This window comes from Parasphingorhabdus sp., assembly GCF_039939955.1.
Taxonomy (GTDB): domain Bacteria; phylum Pseudomonadota; class Alphaproteobacteria; order Sphingomonadales; family Sphingomonadaceae; genus Parasphingorhabdus.
This window is the reverse complement of record NZ_JBDVHS010000005.1, coordinates 313,166-333,156: the sequence shown is the minus strand read 5'-3', so window position 1 is coordinate 333,156 and position 19,991 is coordinate 313,166. Positions and strand designations below refer to the sequence as shown.

22 protein-coding genes and 1 tRNA gene are annotated in these 19,991 nt (G+C 54.9%); 14 read left to right on the top strand and 9 right to left on the bottom strand.

The window, feature by feature from the left end; genetic code table 11:
* The first annotated feature begins 16 nt into the window (after positions 1-16).
* A complete protein-coding gene (locus tag ABJG22_RS06845) occupies positions 17-424 on the top strand; it encodes a DUF3035 domain-containing protein (RefSeq protein ID WP_348019505.1) in 408 nt (135 codons plus the stop codon).
* Between the two features lie 156 nt (positions 425-580).
* On the opposite strand, the gene purH is transcribed toward ABJG22_RS06845, so the two are convergent.
* The 4 genes from purH to ABJG22_RS06825 all read right to left on the bottom strand — a co-directional run bounded on the left by purH (position 581) and on the right by ABJG22_RS06825 (position 6,020).
* Entirely contained in the window at positions 581-2,173 is a 1,593-nt protein-coding gene (purH, locus tag ABJG22_RS06840) for a bifunctional phosphoribosylaminoimidazolecarboxamide formyltransferase/IMP cyclohydrolase (protein WP_348019504.1), read from the bottom strand.
* A 2-nt stretch (positions 2,174-2,175) separates the two neighbouring features.
* A complete protein-coding gene (locus ABJG22_RS06835) occupies positions 2,176-3,963 on the bottom strand; it encodes a heparinase II/III family protein (RefSeq protein WP_348019503.1) in 1,788 nt (595 codons plus the stop codon).
* The gene (gene rpe, locus ABJG22_RS06830; RefSeq protein ID WP_348019502.1) at positions 3,960-4,622 is read right to left on the bottom strand and encodes a ribulose-phosphate 3-epimerase; all 663 of its coding nucleotides are present in this window, start codon (positions 4,620-4,622) and stop codon (positions 3,960-3,962) included. Before rpe ends, ABJG22_RS06835 begins: the two co-directional genes overlap by 4 nt.
* 120 nt (positions 4,623-4,742) lie before the next feature.
* Positions 4,743-6,020: an RsmB/NOP family class I SAM-dependent RNA methyltransferase gene (locus tag ABJG22_RS06825; RefSeq protein WP_348019501.1), complete on the bottom strand. Its 1,278-nt coding sequence runs from the start codon at positions 6,018-6,020 to the stop codon at positions 4,743-4,745.
* Between the two features lie 543 nt (positions 6,021-6,563).
* Between ABJG22_RS06825 and ABJG22_RS06820 the strand changes: the two genes are divergently transcribed.
* A complete protein-coding gene (locus ABJG22_RS06820) occupies positions 6,564-6,899 on the top strand; it encodes a hypothetical protein (RefSeq protein ID WP_348019500.1) in 336 nt (111 codons plus the stop codon).
* A gap of 229 nt (positions 6,900-7,128) precedes the next feature.
* Here ABJG22_RS06820 and ABJG22_RS06815 read toward each other — a convergent pair whose 3' ends face one another.
* Positions 7,129-8,052 carry a M48 family metalloprotease gene (locus ABJG22_RS06815; RefSeq protein ID WP_348019499.1) on the bottom strand — a complete coding sequence of 308 codons (924 nt, stop codon included), beginning with the start codon at positions 8,050-8,052 and terminating at the stop codon, positions 7,129-7,131.
* Between the two features lie 84 nt (positions 8,053-8,136).
* Between ABJG22_RS06815 and ABJG22_RS06810 the strand changes: the two genes are divergently transcribed.
* Positions 8,137-8,319 (top strand): DUF1674 domain-containing protein, encoded by a 183-nt coding sequence (locus ABJG22_RS06810; protein WP_348019498.1) that lies wholly within the window; start codon positions 8,137-8,139, stop codon positions 8,317-8,319.
* A gap of 54 nt (positions 8,320-8,373) precedes the next feature.
* Complete coding sequence (locus ABJG22_RS06805; RefSeq protein ID WP_348019497.1) at positions 8,374-9,516, top strand: TIGR03032 family protein; 1,143 nt, start codon at positions 8,374-8,376, stop codon at positions 9,514-9,516.
* A 16-nt stretch (positions 9,517-9,532) separates the two neighbouring features.
* Here the strand turns inward: ABJG22_RS06805 and ABJG22_RS06800 are convergent, their stop codons facing one another.
* Complete coding sequence (locus tag ABJG22_RS06800) at positions 9,533-10,714, bottom strand: hypothetical protein (RefSeq protein WP_348019496.1); 1,182 nt, start codon at positions 10,712-10,714, stop codon at positions 9,533-9,535.
* Between the two features lie 159 nt (positions 10,715-10,873).
* On the opposite strand from ABJG22_RS06800, the gene ABJG22_RS06795 reads away from it, so the two are divergent.
* Entirely contained in the window at positions 10,874-11,725 is an 852-nt protein-coding gene (locus tag ABJG22_RS06795) for a nucleotidyltransferase family protein (RefSeq protein WP_348019495.1), read from the top strand.
* Between the two features lie 81 nt (positions 11,726-11,806).
* On the opposite strand, the gene ABJG22_RS06790 is transcribed toward ABJG22_RS06795, so the two are convergent.
* Positions 11,807-12,091 (bottom strand): metal-sensitive transcriptional regulator, encoded by a 285-nt coding sequence (locus tag ABJG22_RS06790; protein ID WP_348019494.1) that lies wholly within the window; start codon positions 12,089-12,091, stop codon positions 11,807-11,809.
* Between the two features lie 41 nt (positions 12,092-12,132).
* On the opposite strand from ABJG22_RS06790, the gene ABJG22_RS06785 reads away from it, so the two are divergent.
* Genes ABJG22_RS06785 through ABJG22_RS06775 form a run of 3 tightly spaced genes read left to right on the top strand, consistent with a single transcriptional unit; the run spans position 12,133 to position 15,354 of the window.
* On the top strand, positions 12,133-13,977 hold the full coding sequence (locus ABJG22_RS06785; protein WP_348019493.1) for a copper resistance system multicopper oxidase: 1,845 nt from the start codon (positions 12,133-12,135) through the stop codon (positions 13,975-13,977).
* Positions 13,974-14,870: a copper resistance protein B gene (locus ABJG22_RS06780; RefSeq protein WP_348019492.1), complete on the top strand. Its 897-nt coding sequence runs from the start codon at positions 13,974-13,976 to the stop codon at positions 14,868-14,870. The genes ABJG22_RS06785 and ABJG22_RS06780 overlap by 4 nt, the downstream gene beginning before the upstream one ends.
* Before the next feature lie 13 nt (positions 14,871-14,883).
* The gene (locus ABJG22_RS06775; protein WP_348019491.1) at positions 14,884-15,354 is read left to right on the top strand and encodes a DUF4396 domain-containing protein; all 471 of its coding nucleotides are present in this window, start codon (positions 14,884-14,886) and stop codon (positions 15,352-15,354) included.
* 122 nt (positions 15,355-15,476) lie between these two features.
* Here the strand turns inward: ABJG22_RS06775 and ABJG22_RS06770 are convergent.
* Positions 15,477-15,551 (bottom strand) — tRNA-Gly (locus ABJG22_RS06770).
* A 221-nt stretch (positions 15,552-15,772) separates the two neighbouring features.
* Here ABJG22_RS06770 and ABJG22_RS06765 point away from each other — a divergent pair.
* From ABJG22_RS06765 to ABJG22_RS06755, 3 genes are read left to right on the top strand one after another with little or no spacing between them, the layout of a single operon-like run.
* On the top strand, positions 15,773-16,681 hold the full coding sequence (locus tag ABJG22_RS06765; RefSeq protein WP_348019490.1) for a tetratricopeptide repeat protein: 909 nt from the start codon (positions 15,773-15,775) through the stop codon (positions 16,679-16,681).
* Positions 16,678-17,298 (top strand): LON peptidase substrate-binding domain-containing protein, encoded by a 621-nt coding sequence (locus tag ABJG22_RS06760; protein ID WP_348019489.1) that lies wholly within the window; start codon positions 16,678-16,680, stop codon positions 17,296-17,298. The genes ABJG22_RS06765 and ABJG22_RS06760 overlap by 4 nt, the downstream gene beginning before the upstream one ends.
* Positions 17,295-17,477, top strand: coding sequence for a Trm112 family protein (locus ABJG22_RS06755; RefSeq protein WP_348019488.1), 183 nt, complete (start codon positions 17,295-17,297; stop codon positions 17,475-17,477). The genes ABJG22_RS06760 and ABJG22_RS06755 overlap by 4 nt, the downstream gene beginning before the upstream one ends.
* A gap of 22 nt (positions 17,478-17,499) precedes the next feature.
* On the opposite strand, the gene ABJG22_RS06750 is transcribed toward ABJG22_RS06755, so the two are convergent.
* The gene (locus ABJG22_RS06750) at positions 17,500-17,700 is read right to left on the bottom strand and encodes a hypothetical protein (RefSeq protein ID WP_348019487.1); all 201 of its coding nucleotides are present in this window, start codon (positions 17,698-17,700) and stop codon (positions 17,500-17,502) included.
* 695 nt (positions 17,701-18,395) lie between these two features.
* On the opposite strand from ABJG22_RS06750, the gene ABJG22_RS06745 reads away from it, so the two are divergent.
* Genes ABJG22_RS06745 through ABJG22_RS06735 form a run of 3 tightly spaced genes read left to right on the top strand, consistent with a single transcriptional unit; the run spans position 18,396 to position 19,896 of the window.
* Positions 18,396-18,971, top strand: coding sequence for a LuxR C-terminal-related transcriptional regulator (locus tag ABJG22_RS06745; RefSeq protein ID WP_348019486.1), 576 nt, complete (start codon positions 18,396-18,398; stop codon positions 18,969-18,971).
* Positions 18,972-19,027: 56 nt separating this feature from the next.
* On the top strand, positions 19,028-19,396 hold the full coding sequence (locus ABJG22_RS06740; protein ID WP_348019485.1) for a hypothetical protein: 369 nt from the start codon (positions 19,028-19,030) through the stop codon (positions 19,394-19,396).
* Positions 19,397-19,446: 50 nt separating this feature from the next.
* The gene (locus ABJG22_RS06735; RefSeq protein WP_348019484.1) at positions 19,447-19,896 is read left to right on the top strand and encodes a hypothetical protein; all 450 of its coding nucleotides are present in this window, start codon (positions 19,447-19,449) and stop codon (positions 19,894-19,896) included.
* Positions 19,897-19,991 lie beyond the last annotated feature (95 nt).

The following is a 19,991-nucleotide window of genomic DNA, read 5'->3' as shown; positions in this document are numbered from 1 at the left end:
TTTGAGGGACAATATCATGCGTAAATCCACCGTCGCCATCAGCCTTATTTCGCTGGCCAGTCTGACGGCCTGCGGTTCCTCCGGTCTGTTTGACCGCGAACGGCCCGATGAATTTGCTGTTTCGCGCCAGCCACCGCTGGTGATTCCACCCGATTTCACGCTGACCCCGCCAAAGCCGGGCGAGCCTCGCCCGCAAGCCGGTGGTTTGCAGCAGCAGACTCTGGAAGCCCTGTTCGGCGGACCACAAGCGCGCAGCATCACCGAATCGGCCATTGTTGGTCAGGCCGGTAGCTCCGACGCTGGCATTCGCAGCTCGATTGGTGATCCGGAAACCTTCACCGTCGACAAAGGCAGCGTAACCCGCGACATCATCGCCGCACCAGAAGGTGACGGACAAAACGCGCAAGCCGCTACGCCGGAATAATCCCGCTCGGTTGAGCGCCGCGCTTGATGCGGAGCTTTGGCGACTTTTCACGCTTTAAAATGCCGGACTCCGCATCAAGTGCGGAGCATAATGACTATTGTCTGATGATATCTGATTGAGGCTCAGGCCCTCTCCCCGAAGGGAGAGGGAAAAAGTCTAATGCCGGAAATGGCGCATCCCGGTGAATAGCATCGCCAGTCCTGCTTCATCCGCTGCTGCAATCACTTCATCATCACGGATGGAACCACCGGGTTGAATGACCGCGGTTGCGCCCGCTTCGACGGCGGCCAGCAAGCCGTCGGCAAAGGGGAAGAAAGCGTCCGATGCGACCGCCGATCCCAAGGTCCGCGTTTCGCTCCAACCCGCTTTTTCCGCTGCATCCTTGGCTTTCCACGCAGCAATGCGTGCGGATTCCAGTCGGTTCATCTGTCCGGCACCAACACCGGCTGTCGCGCCGCCCTTGGCATAGACAATGGCATTGGATTTCACATGTTTTGCAACCGTCCACGCGAACAGGCAGTCGGTCAGCTCCTGTTCGCTCGGCTGGCGCTTGGTGACACATTTCAGATCATCGCGGGATATCTGGCCATTGTCGCGGGACTGCAGCAGAAAACCGCCCGCAATGGATTTGAAGCCCATGCCACCGCGCGTCGGGTCGGGTAGCTCGCCGGTCAGCAGCAAGCGCAGGTTTTTCTTCTTGGCAAAAATCGCCTTGGCGTCGTCATCGGCGCTGGGCGCGCAGACGACTTCGGTGAAGATGCCGGTCATGGCTTCCGCTGCCGCACCGTCTAGCGGCCGGTTGACCGCGATGATGCCACCGAAAGCCGAGACGCTATCGCAGGCCAGAGCCTCTTTATACGCGTCGAGGATATTGTCCGCGCTCGCCACGCCGCAGGGATTGGCATGCTTGACGATAACCACCGTGGGCGGGCCATCGCGAAATTCGCTGACCAGTTCCAGCGCGGCGTCGGCATCGTTATAATTATTATAGCTGAGCGCCTTGCCTTGCAGTTGCTCTGCCTGCGCTATGCCGCTGGCCGACGGACCATTGGGCAGATAAAGCGCCGCGCTTTGATGCGGGTTTTCGCCATAGCGCAATTCGACAGGCTGGCTCATGGTCAGCGGTAACGTATCGGGGAACATCTTGCCCTGATCGGCAAAGCCAAACCACTGGGCGATCATGCTGTCATAGCTGGCCGTCGCGGCAAAGGCTTTGGCCGCCATATTCTTGCGGAAAGCCAGAGAAGTGCCGCCGTCATTCTGCTGCAGCTCGGTCAGCAAGGTGGCATAGTCGGACGGATCGGTGACGATGGTGACGAAATCATGGTTTTTCGCCGCGCTGCGGACCATCGAAGGTCCACCGATATCGATATTCTCGATAATCTCGTCGCGTTCCGCGCCTTTGGCAACGGTTTGCGCGAAGGGATAGAGATTGACGATCACCAGATCGATCCCGGCAATATCATGTTCTTCCATCGATGCCACATGACCAGCATCATCACGCCGCGCCAGCAAGCCGCCGTGGACTTTGGGGTGCAGCGTCTTGACCCGACCATCCATCATTTCAGGGAAGTTGGTCACATCGCTGATATCCGCGACTTCGAGACCCGCATCGCGCAGAGCCTTGGCCGTGCCGCCAGTCGAGATCAGCGCAACGCCCATGGCCGCCAACTGCTTGCCCAGGTCGGCGAGGCCGCTTTTGTCCGAAACCGACAATAGCGCGCGTTTGATTTTGATATTTTCCGTCATGTTTACCCCATATGTTTGAGCAACCAGCCGGTGGCTCCGCCGCCCCTGCCCACTGCTCCACTAATCACCATCTGTTTGACTTCATGGCCTATACCCATGCCGTCGACCCAGATACTGTCTTCCAGTTGAATTTCTCCGCTCGTCGAACGGAATTGCCATAAATTTCCATCTTTCAAACGCAAGAGCACGCCCTTGCCTTCCGAAATCAGATCACTTTCGATATCCGGCCCGAGATGGAAACGCACCGCATAGTCGATATCATCCTTACGCCGCCGACGCTTTTTCCCATCGGGAATCAGCATATCCTCGCCGCGCAGCTCTAGACCATCGGAACGCATCAGCAACAGCCGTTTGTGGATCAAGCCAAAGCGCCGCGCATAGCCATCATGGCTGGCTTCCAATCTTGTCGCATTTTCCACGTCGCGCCGGAATAGCTCCACTTCGCTGACCCCGCGCCCAAGCTTGCCGTCGGCCAGAATAGAGGTGCTATTGCTATCGGCGATGCACAATGTGCTGTGCGCAGCGGTGGTCCGAAGACCTCGGGCCAATGCCGCCGGTATGGTCGCGCCGACCAGTCCAGCTCCACCACAATTGCTGATGATCCGGCAATCGCCGTTGGAAAATTCAAAAGCCAATGTCGAGGCACAGCCCGCGACTGCCATGCGCGCAATCGGCGGCGGCGCGGCATCCAGAACCAGCACCGAACGTGCGGAAGAAACCCTTTGATAACCCCATTCGTGGGCCTGCCGAAGTGGTCGGGCCCGCACCTCGCTGGCGTCCACCACTTGCGCCACTTGCTCGGGTGACGTCGCGCCGCTGCCCTGCCAATTGCCCATTGTTCCATCAAAATGAGCCAGCGCGGTCAGCGGCGGTACCGCCTTGTTAAGCGCCTCTTCCAGAAACACGGGCGCTTCCTGTTTGCGGGCCAGATAGACCTGCTTGAGCATCGATAGCAGGATCACCGCATCCATCTGGTTCAGCGGAGAGCGTGACACGCTGCCGCCATCGGTGAAGAAAAAATCGCCCATCGCCTTTTCCAGGCCCGCTTCGCCAACAATCTGGCGTACGCGCCCTTCGGGTAGCAGCAAGGAGGCCGCCACCACGCCGCTCCACGCTACCAACCGGCCAAGCGTCGAATTTGCCTTGTCGGCAGTCCGATCCAGATGCCGGGCGGTGCGGGCGATATTGTTGAGCAGTTTTGAACGATAGATGAGATCGCTGGAGGACAGGATCAACGGCGCATGGCTCGCCCAGATCAACAAACGCCACCCACAATTATCGGGCCGCCAAGCGGGTTGGCGAATTGCGCTGCCATTGGCATCGAGCCATTGGTTGATCAGCTTTTCCGCCACCGGCACCGCTTGATCACGGGATGCTGCTGTATCCAGATCGCGCAACCACAGGAAGCGATGCACATAATCTTCAAACTGCGGCGGCAGTTTGAGATTGGAAAAATCGATATTCTCGTGCTTTTTCTTGAGGCCCCGGAACAGGAAATATCCCGCGCGGACCGCAGTCCCCTGCACCCGGTCACCGTCAACCGGATCGACCGGCACGGCCAGCAGACGCATGGGTAGTTTTCCGGTGAGGCGCAGCCGGTGCATCGGCATCCGCCATGTCATCCGGTAATAGAGCATGGTCACCTGCTCAGCCAACGACTGACCGCGATCCTTGTCATGGCGCAGCGTTAAACTGCGGCCTTCGCTTGCTGGTTTATGTTCGTCATCGTCCACTGGTTCATCCGGGTCGCTATCGCCCAGATCAAGCCGGTCAGAACTGCTGGTGGTCATTCACCCCTCAGGCCGCTGATATTGGCCGCATAATGATCTGGCCCGCCACGGAACGTGGCGGTTCCGGCAACCAATGTGTCGGCGCCCGCTGCAATCGCCTTGGGCGCGGTTTTGAGATCAATGCCGCCGTCCACCTCCAGGCGAATATCCTTGCCGGTCGCGTCAATCCGCTTGCGGATCGCCTCGATCTTGCGCAGCTGGCTATCGATGAAGCTTTGGCCGCCGAAGCCGGGGTTGACGCTCATCACCAGAATGAGATCAAGATCATCGATCAGATAATCGAGAATGTCGAGCGGGGTTGCCGGATTGAGCACCAGTCCGGCCTGTTTGCCGAGCGACTGGATGGTCTGCACCGTCCGGTGCGGATGCGGGCCTGCTTCCGGATGGAAGGAGATGATATCAGCGCCGGCCTCGGCAAAATCTTCCAGAAATTGATCCACCGGCGAAATCATCAGATGAACATCAAACGGCTTATCGCTGTGCGGGCGCAGCGCTTTGACGACGCCGGGTCCAATGGTAATATTGGGCACGAAATGGCCGTCCATCACATCGACATGCACCCAGTCGCAACCGGCCTTGTCTATGGCTTGCACCTCTTCGCCCAAGCGAGCGAAATCAGCAGAGAGAATGGATGGAGCGATACGGATGCTGTCGGACATTATACTTCCTTAAACTGCGCCCGGCTGTAGAATTTTTGACCAAAGCAAGCAAGATGGGATGCGGCCTATCTCACAGTCCCTTGTGGACAGATTGGGGACAGGTTCACAATATATAGAAAATCAGCTTTTCCGGACCAAACGCGCGACAAAAAATCCATCGACATGGCCTTCGTCCGCTAGCGTGTTTGGCAGCGTCCGGACACAGCCATCATCGGTTGGCGATAGCCCCTTCGGCAAGTCGTCGGCGCTGACCGGATCAATGGCAAATTCGCTATGCCGCTCCAGAAAGGCTTCGATCTGCTCCTCGCCTTCTTCCGGTTCCAGCGAGCAAACCGCATAGACCAATGTTCCGCCGGGCTTCACCCAAGACGCAGTCCGGTCGAGCAAGGCGCTCTGCACTTCGGCCCGATCGGCAATCTGGCGAGAACCGATACAGTGGAGCACATCGGGATGACGGCGAAAAATACCAGTGGCGCTGCACGGCGCGTCGAGCAGGATAGCATCGGCGGGCTCAGCCGGCTCCCACTGCATCAGGTCGGCAATCACTTCCTCCGCCTGCAATCGGGTACGTTTCAAATTGTCCTGAAAGCGCTCCATTCTTTTGTCGCTGCTATCAACCGAGATCACTTTCCAGCCGGCACTTGCCAGCTGCATCGTCTTACCACCCGGTGCTGCGCAAAGGTCGAATATCGTCCGGTTCTTGCCTTCTCCCAGAAGCCGTGCGGGAATGGACGCTGCCAGATCCTGGACCCAGAATTGGCCATCATCAAAACCGTCCAGCTCGGTCACTGGAAGAGATGGAAGCATCCTGCGATGTTTCGGGGCCAGCGCCCTGCCGTCCAACGTGCCAAGCTCTTCTGACTGGAAGCTGAGGTCGAGTGGTGCAGGTTTGGCCCAGGCCTGAGAAGCCGCATTGGCAACATCTTCGCCCCAATTGCTGGTCCAACGGTCCAGCGTCTCGCCCGGAATTTCGGGATATTCCGGCAGTTTCAACTTGCCCGATTCTATCCCGCGCATGATGGTCGAAAAGACACCATGCACCAACCGGCGCGGCCCACCATGGACCAAAGGCAAGGCGGTCGAAATCGCGGCATGTTGCGGCGTTTCCAATATCAACACCTGCGCAAGCGCGATGCGCAGCGCCATCCGCGCCTTCGCGTCATCAGCCAGCCGGTTGCGGGTCGCACTGTCGATCATTGCATCCAGCGCGCTCATCCAGCGCAGCACATTGGCGGCGATATTATGGGCCAGTGCCTTATCCGACGGATTGGACAGTTTTCCGGTTGCCGCCGGCATCGCCTGATCCAGCGTCTCGCCCCGCCGACAGACGGCGTCAAGCAAGCGAAGGGCCGACTGGCGCGTGGCAAGGCCGGGAATTTTATTATTGGGCTGATTCATTTTGATTCCGCGATGATATGGCTTGGAGAACCCGGATGGTCCGCTCTGCCGCACCGCATAGACCCTCCCGCGTTTCGATCAAGCTTTTGGATAGAATGGACGCCCGCGATGGGTGCAAGATCAGCCGCCGGAATAATGGCAGTCGAATGCTACGACCCCGCCTTTTTACCCAATCAGCCCCTCTTTCGCGTGCATGTGACATATATCACACCACGGCACACGTGTAACATTATGTTTAAGCTTGGATTAACCCAAAGCTCTACGACGGAAACTTTCTCACGTAATATTTTCATTCTGTTCATCACCATTTTTCCTACAATCGCTTTCTGGGGTCGCAAATCGTGCACCAACCGGCGGGGGCATAGAGACGATGGTTTCGGACATGGCATTGACGGTGACGCGAGAAAGCTATCGGCAAGGGAGATTGATGGATCAATCTGAAACTTCACCGATCCATGATCAGTGGAAAAGACTACGTCCGCTGCCGGGCCATGGCGCATTGTCAGCAAAGGCGGCACCAATATAAAATAACGGGAAACAACTATGAAAAATTCAATTGCCACCTTGTCAATTTTTGCCAGCGCCCTAGCCCTGAGCGCATGCGGCACCAGCGATGAAGCATCGAAAGCTGCAGCAACAGAAGAAGCTGCAGAGGCTACAGAAGCGGCGACTGCTGAGCCATGCACCCAAGAAACCATGCTGGCGAAAGCAACGGAACTTGGCGAAAAACTGCGGGGTCTGGCCAGCAATCCAGAAGCGATGCAGGAAATGACCAGCAAGATGCAGGAAATTCAGGGCAACATTCAAAAAGGCGCTGCTGACGGAAGCTATGGCCTTACCGAAGCTTGCGCTGCCTATGACGCAATGCTCGCTGAATAATCCAGATCAGGCAAAACAATTAGGCACGGCAGGGAATATTCCCTGCCGTGCTTTCATCACGGAAATATTGGCAAACGAACACGGTTCCGTATTGCAGCCAGCTCTCGGATTAGAGCGGCTAGTGACTCCAGAAGCCAGTGTCTGAATAATTCCCTGGTCCAGCCATCCACATGGCCTTTAACTGATCACCAAATGCAGCGCGCCAAGTCGCAACACATTAGCGGTAAACTTACCGTGTGGGATCGAGCGCGCTGGGTTTGCGCTGGCGGCTCATATCACCCACTTCATCGGGTCGATTGGACCAGCCATCGGAACCACCGCCAGAGTCACCGCCGCCAGAGTCACCGCCATGCGCAATATCTTCTAGCCGCGCGATCCGGTCTTCGGTCGCGGGATGGGTGGAGAACATCTGCCGCACACCAGCCGGCACGATATAGAGCTGCGCCGCAGCCGGATTGCGCTGTGCAACCGGATTGGGGATCAGCACCGCCTGGCCGGAAATCTTGGCCAGCGCAGCGGCCAGCGATAGCGGCTTACCGCTGATCTGCGCCGCCGTAGCATCGGCACCAAATTCACGGGTGCGGCTGATCGCCATTTGCACGATCATCGCGGCAAAGGGTGCGATCAGCACCGCCATGATCCCGGCGGCTCCTCTGTTGCCGCGAAAGAACATACCGAAATTCGCCAGCATCGATACCGCGCCGGCAATCGTGGCGACCATTGTCATGATCAACGTATCCCGGTTTTTCACATGGCCGAGTTCATGGGCCATCACGCCTTCAATCTCGTCATGGTTCAGCGCCTTGAGCAAGCCCGTAGTCGCGGCAACCGCCGAATTTTCCGGATTCCGGCCCGTCGCGAAAGCATTGGGTTGCGCTTGCTCGACAATATAGACTTTCGGCATCGGCAGCTCGGCGCGCTGTGCGAGATTTTTGACCATATTATAGAATTCGGGGTGGCTGGTCGCGTCAACTTCTACGGCATTGTGCATTTTCAGAACGATTTTGTCGGCATTCCAATAGGTGAACAGGTTCATCGCCGCTGCAACCAGCAAGGCCATGATTGCACCCCCGCTGCCACCCAGCGAATAGCCCATCACCATGAACAGGGCGGTCAGCGCCGCCAGCAACATTGTGGTTTTCATAAAGTTCATCGCCTGCACTCGCTTGATTATATTGGCCTTAGCTTCAATATAGGGATTAAAGCAGTGCGATTCAAATTGGCGGACAGGCAGGATATGACCGAAAGCAATAGAAAACCCGGCGAACGCCCGGCCCATGTGAAGCCACCCGCGCATCTTTCCCCAAGCAAGCCGGTTCCCAAACCCGATCCCATCGAAAAGGCGGAAGAGTCTGCGGAGAAGAAGGGGCCTACCCGCTACGGCGATTGGGAGCATAAAGGGATAGCCGTCGACTTTTAACGTCCCGCGTAGAAAGAACACGAACCCAAACCACTGCCGAGCAGGAACAATATTGTGAGCGACAAAAAAGCAAGCGCGGATGGCGCGGAAACCGCTGAAACTATCGCTCCGGAAGATAGAAATACTCCGACGGACGCCGCTCCGACGGCTGCGGCAGAAGCGGCCAATATCGACATTAGCTTTTCCCCGGGACTGGCGGCGTTTCTCGCAACCAACAATATCTCCATCGGCTTCACCTCCTATCAGACCGGCCGGCTGTATCTGGTCGGCCATGGCCCCGACGGCAAACTGGCGCTTCATGAGGCGGTCTATCCACAAGCGATGGGCGTAACCGGAGACGCGGACCGTATGTATCTCGGGACCCTGACGCAGATCGTGCGCATGGAAAATGTCCTAACCCCGACCCAGATGGTCAATCATCTGCATGACAAAGTCTATGTCCCCCGCAATGCACAGACCACCGGCAATGTCGACATTCACGAAATCGGCATTCAAACCAGCGGCAAGATCATCTTCGTCAACACCCGCTTCAACTGCCTGAGCGAGCCGAGCCTAACGCACAGTTTCAAACCCATCTGGAAACCGGACTTTATCAGCGAACTGGTTGCCGAAGATCGCTGCCATCTTAACGGGCTCGCGATGGTCAACGGAAAACCGAAATATGTTAGCGCCGTCTCGCGCTCCAACGTGGCCAATGGTTGGCGCGAGGATCGGGATGAAGGTGGCCTGATCATTGATGTCGAAACCAACGCCATCCTTGCCGACGGTCTTTCGATGCCGCACAGCCCGCGCGTCCACGATGGTCGGGTCTGGCTGCTAAACTCGGGGACCGGAGAATTGGGCTGGATTGATCCGGACAATGCCAAATTCGTGCCTTTGGCCTTTTTCCCGGGGTTTTTACGGGGCCTGGCTTTTCATAAGGATCATGCCTTCGTGACCCTGTCAAAGCCCCGAAAGGGCCATTTCGAAGGACTTGCCCTCGATGACCGGTTGAAAAAAGAAGATAGCGACGCTTGGTGCGGCATCCACATCGTATCGCTGGCGAAAGGCGAAGTCGCCCAATGGCTGCGTTTCGATGGTGCGATTACCGAATTATTCGATGTCTGTGTCCTGCCGGGCGTCAAAAACCCGATCACTCTGGGACCGGATTCCGAAGAGATCCGACATTTTCTAACCATCGAGCCGCCCGGCGCCTGATATCCGGCGCGGATCGCTACGCAAGATCGAGAAATTCGACAATCGCCGCCGCTGCGCGCAGCGATGGTGGTACGTCATCATCCCGATCAAAGGAATGCACAAAAGCGCGTGTCTGGGCCTCTCGATATAGATCCGAAAGCGGAGAGGCCGCGTCCAGGGATGCGCCAAGACCGGCAACATCATCCAGCACCGGGCCAAAAGTCCAATGATCGTAATTGGGATTATCCCGCCATTTGGCATCATGAGAATTGAGGAACAGCGCCGGACGAGGCTTCTGGATAAATTCATATATCTGACTGCTGACGTCGCCCAGATAGATGTCCGCCGTTCTAGTATAGGTCATATCGACACTGCGTTCACTGCCGGTATCGATATGCATGTGGTCCAGCACAGCATAGCGCGGATCGATATTCTGGCGAAAACGGAACAACCGGTGCTCGACCGATGCCAATAGCCTGCGCTGGAACAGCATCACATGCGGTGCAAAGATCAGATTATAGTCATTCTGCTTCGCGAAATAGTCCAAAATCTGCTCGCCAAAGCGGAACCAAGAAGACAGCAATGGATCAAAATGCGGGTTGTAGAGCACGGTCGGCTTATCATTGTCGAACAGCTTCACCGGCGGCCGGGGTGCATAGGCTTCAAATTTGGGATAGCCGACGATCTTGTGATTATCCGCACGGATAACCTCCGCCGCCAACATCCGGTCACGGGTCTTTTCGCCGGGCAGCAGGACATGATCGAACCGCGCAATTTCCGGCGAGAAACCAATCGACCGGTCTCCCGCACCATGGGGGAAGAATATCAGCTTGGGCCGGGCCATCTGGTCGTTCTTCTTGAGAAAGGTGGTTGTCGTCTCCGGCACCACCAATGCGTCAAATTGCCGGAACAAAGCGGCATTGCGTTTCAAACTGCTTAGCCGGTTGAGCGGCACCATATTGCCCAGCAACGCCTCGATCATCCGGCTCCAGCCACTCGGACGGATGGATTGAAATTGCGGAAGTGGAGCAGCGGGGTCCAAAAACTGCCGAACCGCCTCGGCCTGCCGGTCGCTGGAGGTAATGACTTCGACCTGCGCCGTCGGAGCCTGCCGCTGCAACGCAGAGATAATCGGCGCGATATGGGCGACCTGATGCAATTCGTCATGATTGAACAAGAAGCCGATGCGCTGCGGATCCTTTGATCGGTCAGGCTTCATTTCTCTTCCATCGGATGTCGGACCTCATAGCTCTCAACGCGCAAGCGAAATCGTTTCGCCGACGCATGTCCTTGGACAAATTCTCCAGGGAAGTCTACGGGGGTCTCCACCCAAGCACCTGCTGCCCGGGAAGCCCGTTTTCGGAGGAAGCAATGGAGCATGATAAGGATCGCCGTGACTTCTGCCCAAAATCCCGAAAAACCCACTGCTATGGAGCCATCCGGCCAGCAGTCGCTGTGGACCGCCATCATATTGGCCGGCCAGCGACCCGAGGTTGACGCGATGGCCCCGCATAGCAACGGCGGATATAAAGCGTTGATCCCGATCGCGGGACAGACGATGCTCGAACGCGTCGCACGCGCACTGATGGCATCATCCGATATCGGCAGGATCGTCATCATGGGCCAGTCACCCGCAACCCTGAAGGCCGGCCTGCACCCTGATCTAGTAGAAAAAGGCAATATCACCTTCGTGGAATCGCACGATGGCATCGCCGCTAGCATCCACGGGATCATCGGTACCGAGCGCGCGCCCTGGCCGGTGCTGGCGACCACCGCCGACAATCCACTGCTGACCGAAGAGATATTGGACTGTTTCTTTCAAGCACATGACGGACAAGATGTCGCGGTCGGCGTGGTCGAACGTCAAACAATGCTCGCCGCCTATCCCGACGCCCGCCGGACCTGGCTGAAATTCCGGGGTGGTGCCTATAGCGGTGCCAATCTCTTCGCCCTGCACAATGAAGCCGCGAAACCAGCGGTAGACTTTTGGAGCATGGTTGAACAAGACCGGAAAAAGGGCTGGAAAATCTTCGCCCATTTCGGCCCTTGGCTGCTGCTCCGCGCGATTACTCGGACGATTGGTTTTAGGCAGGCGATGGCCAAAGCAGGCCGCCGCATGAACCTGCGGGCCGAACCGATTGTCTTGCCGATAGCCGAAGCGGCAATCGATGTGGACAAGCCAAGTGATCTGGAATTGGTGACGGGAATATTGAGTGCTCGCGAGGGCTAGACTATGGAGCTTGAACAGCGGATATTGCTGTTCCGTCGCAGAATTCTAATGTCCGCTTTGGGCGCAAAAGCGGACATTAGATCAGCGCTTCATTTTCTCAAATAAATCAACTAGCTCGCCAAATTTCTGTTTCTGCTGAGCTTCATCACCCGATGAAATAGCTTCCGCAACGCAACAGGCTGCGTGGTCTTTTAATATCTGGCTTTCCACCTTGGCGAGCGCGGACTTCACCGCCTGCATTTGGGTTAGAATGTCCATGCAGTAGCGATCTTCTTCGATCATGCCCGCGATACCGCGCACTTGGCCTTCTATCCGTTTCAAGCGATTGAGCTTGTCTGTGTGCTTCGCGGTTTGTGTCATTTCCATCACTCTTGTCATATACCTATAGGGGGTATATATCGTCTCCCATGAACGAAGGCAAATATTCAATATCCCGCCGCCAAATGATAGGCAGTTTGGCGGCTCTTTCCGCGACAAGCGGCCTCTCCATGCCAGCATGGTCCAAAGGCAAAATCGACAATTCTAATCATGGAGTCTTCAAACAGGGTTCGGAAGTTCTGACAGGACCAATGGTGCATTTGAATGTTGGCGAAGGCAGTTTCAGCACATCTGGTCGATCTGGGCATGCCATCGGCCTAAATGGTTCCATCCCCGGTCCGCTTATCCGATTGCAAGAAGGCACAAATGCGAGACTGATGGTTCACAATATGTTGAACGAAGATAGCAGTGTGCATTGGCACGGGATTCTCTTGCCTTTTCAATTTGACGGCGTTCCGGGCCTAAGTTTCCCCGGCATCAAACCCGGCGAACAATTCACGGCTAAATTTGATGTTCGCCAGTTCGGCACATATTGGTATCACAGTCACTCGGGACTGCAGGAGCAGATGGGCCATTATGGCCCGATCATCATTGATCCCGAAGGCAAAGACCCGGTCGAATATGACCGTGAGCACGTGATCCTGCTTTCCGAATTTACACCCCTACATCCACATCAAATCATGAAAAAACTCAAAGTCGCAGAGGGCTATTTCAGTAACCAAAAAACCGCCGCTTTCGATGATTACGATTTGAGCACAGGAGAACGATTGATGTGGGGGCGGATGCGGATGATGCCAACTGACATCGCTGATGTTTCTGCACCGACATATACTTACATGATCAACGGCCATGGCGCTGCGGATGGGTTGGAACTTCCCTATGAACCGGGTGAACGGATTCGGTTGCGCTTCATCAATGGCAGCGCGATGACCTTCTTCAATATCCGTATACCAGGATTGCCTCTGACCATCGTGCAGGCTGATGGACAGAATGTGCAGCCCACAGAAGTCGATGAGTTTCAAATCGGTATTGCTGAAACCTACGATGTGATCGTGACGCCCAAGAAAGACGGTGCATTCGGACTTGTAGCCGAAAGCATGGATCGATCTGGTATGGCTCAAGCCACACTGACATCCAAAACAGGCCGACGCGCCGATTTCCCAGAGCTACGTGACCCGCCGCTACTTTCCATGGTTGATATGGGCCACGGCGGAATGATGGAGGGCGGGCATGGTGGTCATGGAGGGGGCGGTCATTCTGGCCATGGAGCCATGAATGCAAAGCCAATAGACCACAGCAAGATGGATCATTCCAGAATGAACCATGGAGCTATGGAAAATCCGGAGCCTGCAGCGATGGATCATGGCATGGGCGGAATGAAGATGCGCGACACTTCTAGATTGCCCGAAACGGTCGATGTTGGTCCGGGCATTGATATGGTCGCTATGAACCCACAGGACCGGATGGGTTATCCAGGGCTAGGTTTGGACAATGTGCCGCACCGCGTTCTCAACTACAAAATGCTCAGGTCACTGGATATGGACCATGGTAAGCGCCCGCCTGACCGTGAAATGGAACTGCACCTCACTGGCAATATGGAACGCTATATGTGGTCATTCGATGGCAAGAAATTTAGCTCTGTCAAAGATAATCCAATCCGCTTTGCCTATAATGAACGCGTCCGTGTGAAGTTAGTGAATGATACGATGATGGCGCATCCGATCCATTTACACGGTGTTTTCTTTGAACTGGTCAACGGTCAAGGACCTCACCAACCCAAGAAGCATACCGTCATTGTTCAACCGGGCAGCGCCGCCACATTCGATGTGACAACCGATGAACCGGGTGACTGGGCATTCCATTGCCATCTGCTTTACCACATGCACGCAGGTATGATGCAAACGGTCAGTGTGGCCTTTCCGGAAGAAGCATGATGAAGCGCATCCTCTCCTTCGCCGCAATATGCGCGCTTTCATCGCCCGTTTTGGCACTGGAAGACAATAGCCAGATGGATCATTCAAAAATGGACCATGGTGAAAAAGAGCAGGTTGATCATTCTGACCACGGCATGCCGCCAAAACCTAGCGGAACGACAGAAAGCGCCGGTTCTGGACCTGCCAATGCGAATGCGGCGGATAGTATCTGGGGTAAGGAAGCCATGCAGCCATCACGCGATGCGCTCTATGATGAACATGGCAATATGAAGCTATTCTGGTTTCAGGGAGACAGGATTGAATACCGCGCTCGCGATGGCAAGGATGGTTATCTGTGGGACGTGCAGGGTTATTATGGCGGGGATAGTGACAAACTCTGGTTCAAAAGCGAAGGCGAAGGCAGCTTTGGCGAAGAGATAGAGCAAGCTGAAGTGCAGGCGCTATGGAGCCATGCCATCGGACCTTTCTTTGATTTTCAAGCTGGCGTTCGTCAGGATTTTCATGGGCCGGACCGAACGCACCTTGTTGTCGGTGCCCAAGGCGTTGCTCCCTATTTTCTGGAAATAGACATCGCGACATTCCTCTCCAACAAAGGCGATCTGACAGCGCGCGTTGAAGGTGAGTATAGCCACCGCGTCACGCAGAAACTGATCTTGCAACCACGCGCTGAAATCAATTTTTCCGCGCAAGATATTCCAGAATTGGAAACAGGTTCCGGCATCGACAGTATAGAGGCCGGGATACGCCTACGTTACGAAATCACACCAGAATTTGGGCCATATGTTGGCGTTGAACAGGAATGGAAATTAGGCAGCAGCCGGGATTTTGCGATTGCCGATGGCGAAGACCCCAGTGTCACCAACTATGTCGTTGGCGTTAGATTCTGGTTTTAAGGAGATGGACAAAATGACAGATCACACGACATGCCATAATGAAGGTCACTCAGAACATAACTCCAATCCCTTCGTGACATCCGCAAAGGCAACGCTGCATTGCCTGACAGGTTGTGTGATCGGTGAGGTCGCCGGACTTATCATCGCCATGGCATTGGGATTGGGAATTTGGCCAACGATCATATTGGCAACCTCACTTGCCTATCTATCAGGTTTCACACTCGGATTGCTGCCCGTCATACGCGATCAAGGCAAAACGTTCATGCAGGCATTGAAACTGATTTGGCTTGGCGAAGTCATCTCAATAGGTGTGATGGAAATCGCGATGAATGCTACCGATTTTTATATGGGTGGGATGACAGCGGGAAGCCTATTGGCACCGCAATTTTGGATTGCGATGATGATTGCCATTCCGGCGGGATTTGTTGCTGCATGGCCCGTAAACTGGTGGTTGCTCAGTCGTGATTTGAAGGCCTGTCATTGAATTTCTAATGTCCGCTTTCGAGATATAGCGGTCACAGACCATCCTGCGTTACAACATATAAGCAAGCCACAACGTTTCGGGCGCCTGCCGGATCGTCTGGATTGTCATTTTTTCTGGAAAAATGGAGCGGGCGAAGAGATTCGAACTCTCGACCCCAACCTTGGCAAGGTTGTGCTCTACCCCTGAGCTACGCCCGCTCGGCGTTGCTGCGACACTTGGGTAATCACTTGGTCAGCAGCAGTTGAGGCGCGCGGTTAGCATGGGTTTTTATACCCCGCAAGCCCCAATCACCCCCTAGTTGACTACAAATGCAAAAATATCCTTGGCATTGCCCCTCCAGACCCCACATAAAGCGCACAAGTTAAACGATTTGAGCGCGAGTCCGAACATTCGTTCCGCGCGGTAACAGGAGCAAAAAGTGGCAACAGCAGGACTGACAGTCGAAGAACAGCAAGCGGTAGAAGTCTTCCAGCGGGAAGTCGTGACTCCGAGCATGGAAAAGCTCGTGATTCTCGATTTCTGGGCGGAATGGTGCGGGCCGTGCAAGGCTTTGACCCCGATGCTGGAGAAGGTCGCAGCGCAATATGCCGACAAGGGCGTGGTTCTGGCGAAGATCAATGTCGATGAAAATAAATTCATCGCCGCCCAGTTTCAGGTGCAATCGATTCCGACCGTCTATGCGATTTTTCAGGGCAAGCCGGTTGCCGATCTGACCAGCGCGCGGTCTGAAAGCCAGCTCACAGGCGCACTCGACCAGTTGCTCGAAAAACTACCGGTCGGCGGCGGAGCGGAACCCCAGCAAGATATTGCCCCGCTGCTCGCCATGGGCGAAGAAGTATTGGGCGAAGGCGATGCCGAGCGGGCCGCCGGAATTTTCGCGCAGATCGCCGATATGGCGCCCGACAATGTTGAAGCCGTTGGCGGACTGATTCGGTCACTGGTCGCGGCAGAACATTTGGAGCAGGCAGAAGCCGCTCTCGCCGGATTGCCCGATGAACTACGCAGCGACCCCTCAATCGAACGGGCAGCGACAACCCTGCAATTGGCGAAAGACAAGCCTGACACCGGCGCCCTGACTGCGCTGGAAGCCGCCGTCGCCGCAAATGACAAAGACCATCAGGCGCGATTCGACCTAGGCAGCGCGCTGATAGCCACCGGCGACCATGACGGAGCCGCCGGACATCTGCTAACCATCATCGCCGCTGACAAGGATTGGAACGACGGTGCGGCGCGCCAGAAACTGCTCTCTTTGTTCGAAATGGTTGGCCTGGAAGATGAATGGGTTGCCGCTACCCGCCGCAAGCTTAGTGCCGTGCTGTTCGGATGAGCGAAACCAAACGCCTCTCTATATTTCCTTTGGCAGGCGCGTTGCTATTTCCCGGCATGCATTTGCCATTGCATGTCTTTGAAGAACGCTACCGCGCGCTCATCAACAACGCAATGGCGCGCGACCGACAAATCGGAATGATCCAGCCAAAAGAAACAGGCGATCACCCCGCCCTGTTCGATATTGGCTGTCTCGGAAAAATCATCGATATTGAGGCGCTCGATGACGGCCGTTTCAATGTCGTATTGGAAGGTGTGGCGCGTTTTCGGGTTATCGAAGAAATTGATGCCTCCACAGCATTTCGTCAGGTGCGCGCCGAGGTCGAAGATGATCAGGAAATGGACGAAATACTGGCTAGCGCCGAACGTGCCGCTCTGGAGATAGAATCCCGGAAATTTGCCGATGTACAAGGCTATCAAGTCGACTGGGACAGCATCGGACGGCTCGATGACATGGCCTTTGTCAACGGTATCGCTCAGATTGCACCTTTTGATGCAGCGTCCAAACAGGCTCTGCTCGAAGTCGATGGCCTTGCCAATCGCGCCGAACTGACCATCCAACTGCTCCAATTTTTTGGCCGGCAAGATGGCGACGACGACAGGGTCACCTTGCAATGAACGAGGAAAAACCAGCAATCGATCCGGACTTGCTCGACATATTGGTGTGCCCGATCACCCGGACGCAGCTTATCCATGATGTAGATGCGCAGGAATTGATCAGCGAAGCAGCCGGGCTAGCCTATCCCATACGGGACGGCATTCCGGTCATGCTCGTGGAAGAAGCGCGTAAATATTAGAACCGCAATCAGGATGGCGGCGCTATGGGCGAGCCACGGCCGGTGAAGCCTGCCGCCGATCAGCGGACAAAGCTTCTTTGCTCATTGCTAGGCAACTGACGGTCAGAGCAGCGCCGTTAACGGGAGCCTGAGCAGCCGCGTCCGAACAGCGCGAGACATTGGGCCGATCCGTTCCCAATAGGCTGGCAGGAGATAAAGATACCGCGAGAACCAAAGCAGTCACAATTGACCCCCAAGTCACAAGGTTGGCCCAAAGCAGCTCCTTCTCTCTGGGGCTCAAAATTTTCTTTTCGCCTCTTAGCATCACTCGTTCAATCTTTGCTCTATTCGACATAGATCGGTTGGACAAAACTTCCCCGATCACCAAGACGCAGTGTCTTGGTATCCAAATATTTCCCAGAAATAATGAGGTAACTTCGCCCAGATTTATCTAGGCCGGTGCTATCAAATCCGGGCCGAACCAAGCATGGGAACACTTGGGTCGTCCCGGATTTGATCGTCTAAAGAAGAGACTAATCTCTTCGTTTAGAATGGCACTAGAACTATTCCAGCGAGTGGATATTGACCAGAATATCCCTTCGCTCCGCCAATGATCCTTTTACGCATGGAAGGACTGCAATTCAGAGCGACCAAACCCGTCATACTGTCGTTCCAAACAGATCATCGCGTAGATCTTGTTACCGAACAACACGGTTATGCGCCGATCGGTCATCCTTCTTGAGTTTCAACCCGTGTCACCAACGCCAAGGGGAGTAACATATTTACCATAGGAGAATGTAACCCGCATAAATCCTGTAGTTTTTTGGAAAAATTAACCATTTTTGTTAATGAATTGTCGCGGTAACAAGTCAATTAACTCCATAGAAACAAGGCCAAAAAAACCGGTGGACCCAAGAAATTTATCAAACAACAATCATTTTGATCGTTCCTTTTGCCAAACGCGGCCAGCTAACATATGATTGTAAAATGACCCGAACGGCATGTAACGATCTCAACGAAAAAGAAAAGAAAGTGCTGCGCCTGCTTTTGATGGGCCACGATGCGAAAACCGCCGCGCAAGAGATTGGGGTAACCCCCAATATCATCAATGAACGTTTGCGTTCCGCACGGCAAAAACTCCAGGTAACTAGCAGTAAAGCGGCCGCTCGGATGCTTGCTAGTCACGAAGGAAATGTTCCCAATTTTCTTGGGCCCAAGAAAATTGGGATTGTCCAAAGACCAAAAACCGAGGCAGTTTACCCCTTGCCTGGACATCAGGCAGCGTCACCGGATCGGGATCGAGTCAGGGAAATGCAGGCGGCTTATCAAGCCCAGGCAACTTTCTCTAACCCATCTCAGCCAGTGCCGTTCCGCAAGCAGGGAGAATTGGGCAATGATCTAAACAAAGGTGCAAGATTAAGGGTGATCGCCGACCTTTCGGTCAAGCTCACCTTTGCATTTGCCTTTGTCTGCCTTGCGGCAATGCTCGTCAGCAGGTTGATCGGCCTAAGTTAATCTCTGCAAACAGATTGTAATTTGGCGTCGGCATCGTCCGGCGTCTGGAGATTCACATGTTAAATCAACGTATCGAAGCCGCCCGCCCCATTGCGGAAAAAGTTCATGAAGTCGAAAAATCCTTGAACCTAACGATGGTGCAAATGGGTGAATTGATGAGCAATATTGCTTCAGCCCGCCTCGCTCCTGGAACCCGTTTTTCTTTGACCGCAGGCATGGATGCATCCGAAAAGCTGATTGCCGCAGCCGCCAAAACAGCATCTTCTTATCGAGAAGTCGTGGAAGCACATGGTCATTTAGCTACTGACCGTGACGACGCGGGGTTGCGCGCGGTGAGCCTCGGCGATGTTTTCGAGTGCCCTCCATCACAGGCCAGTGCCGCAGATGATGTATCGAGACCGCTCCACGTCGTAAAAAGCGCTTAGTAAGAATATCGAAACTTGACCAAGCAGGGCTTTTTTGGTCCGATTGCGCAGTGTCTCGTATCGAATTCTTCTTCTCTCTCCTGACGATCGTTTGTCTCTATTCGACCGTCAAAGGGGGCGCACCTGAAAGATGGGGCGGATTGATCTTCGTTGTGGGGGTCATCCTGACCATCATCACAGGCTCTTATTCCGACAGTGGGTTCACGCAACCGGAAGTCGGAATCCTGATTTGTGATGTGGTGATATTCTTGGCCTTTTTAGCCTTGGCACTAAATGCAGAAAGATATTGGACTTTATGGATATGCTCGATGCAAATGATTCAGGTTCTGTCACATATCCCGATAATGTTCATTCCGGAGCTTCTTCCGCAAGCTTATTACGCGATAGTGGCATTCTGGGGCTATCCGATGCTAATTGTTTTGGCAGCGGCTACCTACCGCCATCAGCAGCGCCTTCGGCAGTTCGGGGTCGACAGATCCTGGAGCGACTATTCGTTCTAGCGAAAATCGACGATGCGCCCGCTGTCGCGGCTGCACTAATTGCTGAATTTGGTTCTATCGGCGGCGTTCTCCACGCCAATTCATGGCCCGCGAAG

Excerpts from the sequence above, each read along its gene's own strand:
- ABJG22_RS06845 (WP_348019505.1), top strand. The coding sequence starts at position 17 with ATGCGTAAATCCACCGTCGCCATCAGCCTTATTTCGCTGGCCAGTCTG.
- purH (WP_348019504.1), bottom strand. The coding sequence starts at position 2,173 with ATGACGGAAAATATCAAAATCAAACGCGCGCTATTGTCGGTTTCGGAC.
- ABJG22_RS06835 (WP_348019503.1), bottom strand. The coding sequence starts at position 3,963 with ATGACCACCAGCAGTTCTGACCGGCTTGATCTGGGCGATAGCGACCCG.
- rpe (WP_348019502.1), bottom strand. The coding sequence starts at position 4,622 with ATGTCCGACAGCATCCGTATCGCTCCATCCATTCTCTCTGCTGATTTC.
- ABJG22_RS06825 (WP_348019501.1), bottom strand. The coding sequence starts at position 6,020 with ATGAATCAGCCCAATAATAAAATTCCCGGCCTTGCCACGCGCCAGTCG.
- ABJG22_RS06820 (WP_348019500.1), top strand. The coding sequence starts at position 6,564 with ATGAAAAATTCAATTGCCACCTTGTCAATTTTTGCCAGCGCCCTAGCC.
- ABJG22_RS06815 (WP_348019499.1), bottom strand. The coding sequence starts at position 8,052 with ATGAACTTTATGAAAACCACAATGTTGCTGGCGGCGCTGACCGCCCTG.
- ABJG22_RS06810 (WP_348019498.1), top strand. The coding sequence starts at position 8,137 with ATGACCGAAAGCAATAGAAAACCCGGCGAACGCCCGGCCCATGTGAAG.
- ABJG22_RS06800 (WP_348019496.1), bottom strand. The coding sequence starts at position 10,714 with ATGAAGCCTGACCGATCAAAGGATCCGCAGCGCATCGGCTTCTTGTTC.
- ABJG22_RS06795 (WP_348019495.1), top strand. The coding sequence starts at position 10,874 with ATGATAAGGATCGCCGTGACTTCTGCCCAAAATCCCGAAAAACCCACT.
- ABJG22_RS06790 (WP_348019494.1), bottom strand. The coding sequence starts at position 12,091 with ATGGAAATGACACAAACCGCGAAGCACACAGACAAGCTCAATCGCTTG.
- ABJG22_RS06785 (WP_348019493.1), top strand. The coding sequence starts at position 12,133 with ATGAACGAAGGCAAATATTCAATATCCCGCCGCCAAATGATAGGCAGT.
- ABJG22_RS06780 (WP_348019492.1), top strand. The coding sequence starts at position 13,974 with ATGATGAAGCGCATCCTCTCCTTCGCCGCAATATGCGCGCTTTCATCG.
- ABJG22_RS06775 (WP_348019491.1), top strand. The coding sequence starts at position 14,884 with ATGACAGATCACACGACATGCCATAATGAAGGTCACTCAGAACATAAC.
- ABJG22_RS06760 (WP_348019489.1), top strand. The coding sequence starts at position 16,678 with ATGAGCGAAACCAAACGCCTCTCTATATTTCCTTTGGCAGGCGCGTTG.
- ABJG22_RS06755 (WP_348019488.1), top strand. The coding sequence starts at position 17,295 with ATGAACGAGGAAAAACCAGCAATCGATCCGGACTTGCTCGACATATTG.
- ABJG22_RS06740 (WP_348019485.1), top strand. The coding sequence starts at position 19,028 with ATGTTAAATCAACGTATCGAAGCCGCCCGCCCCATTGCGGAAAAAGTT.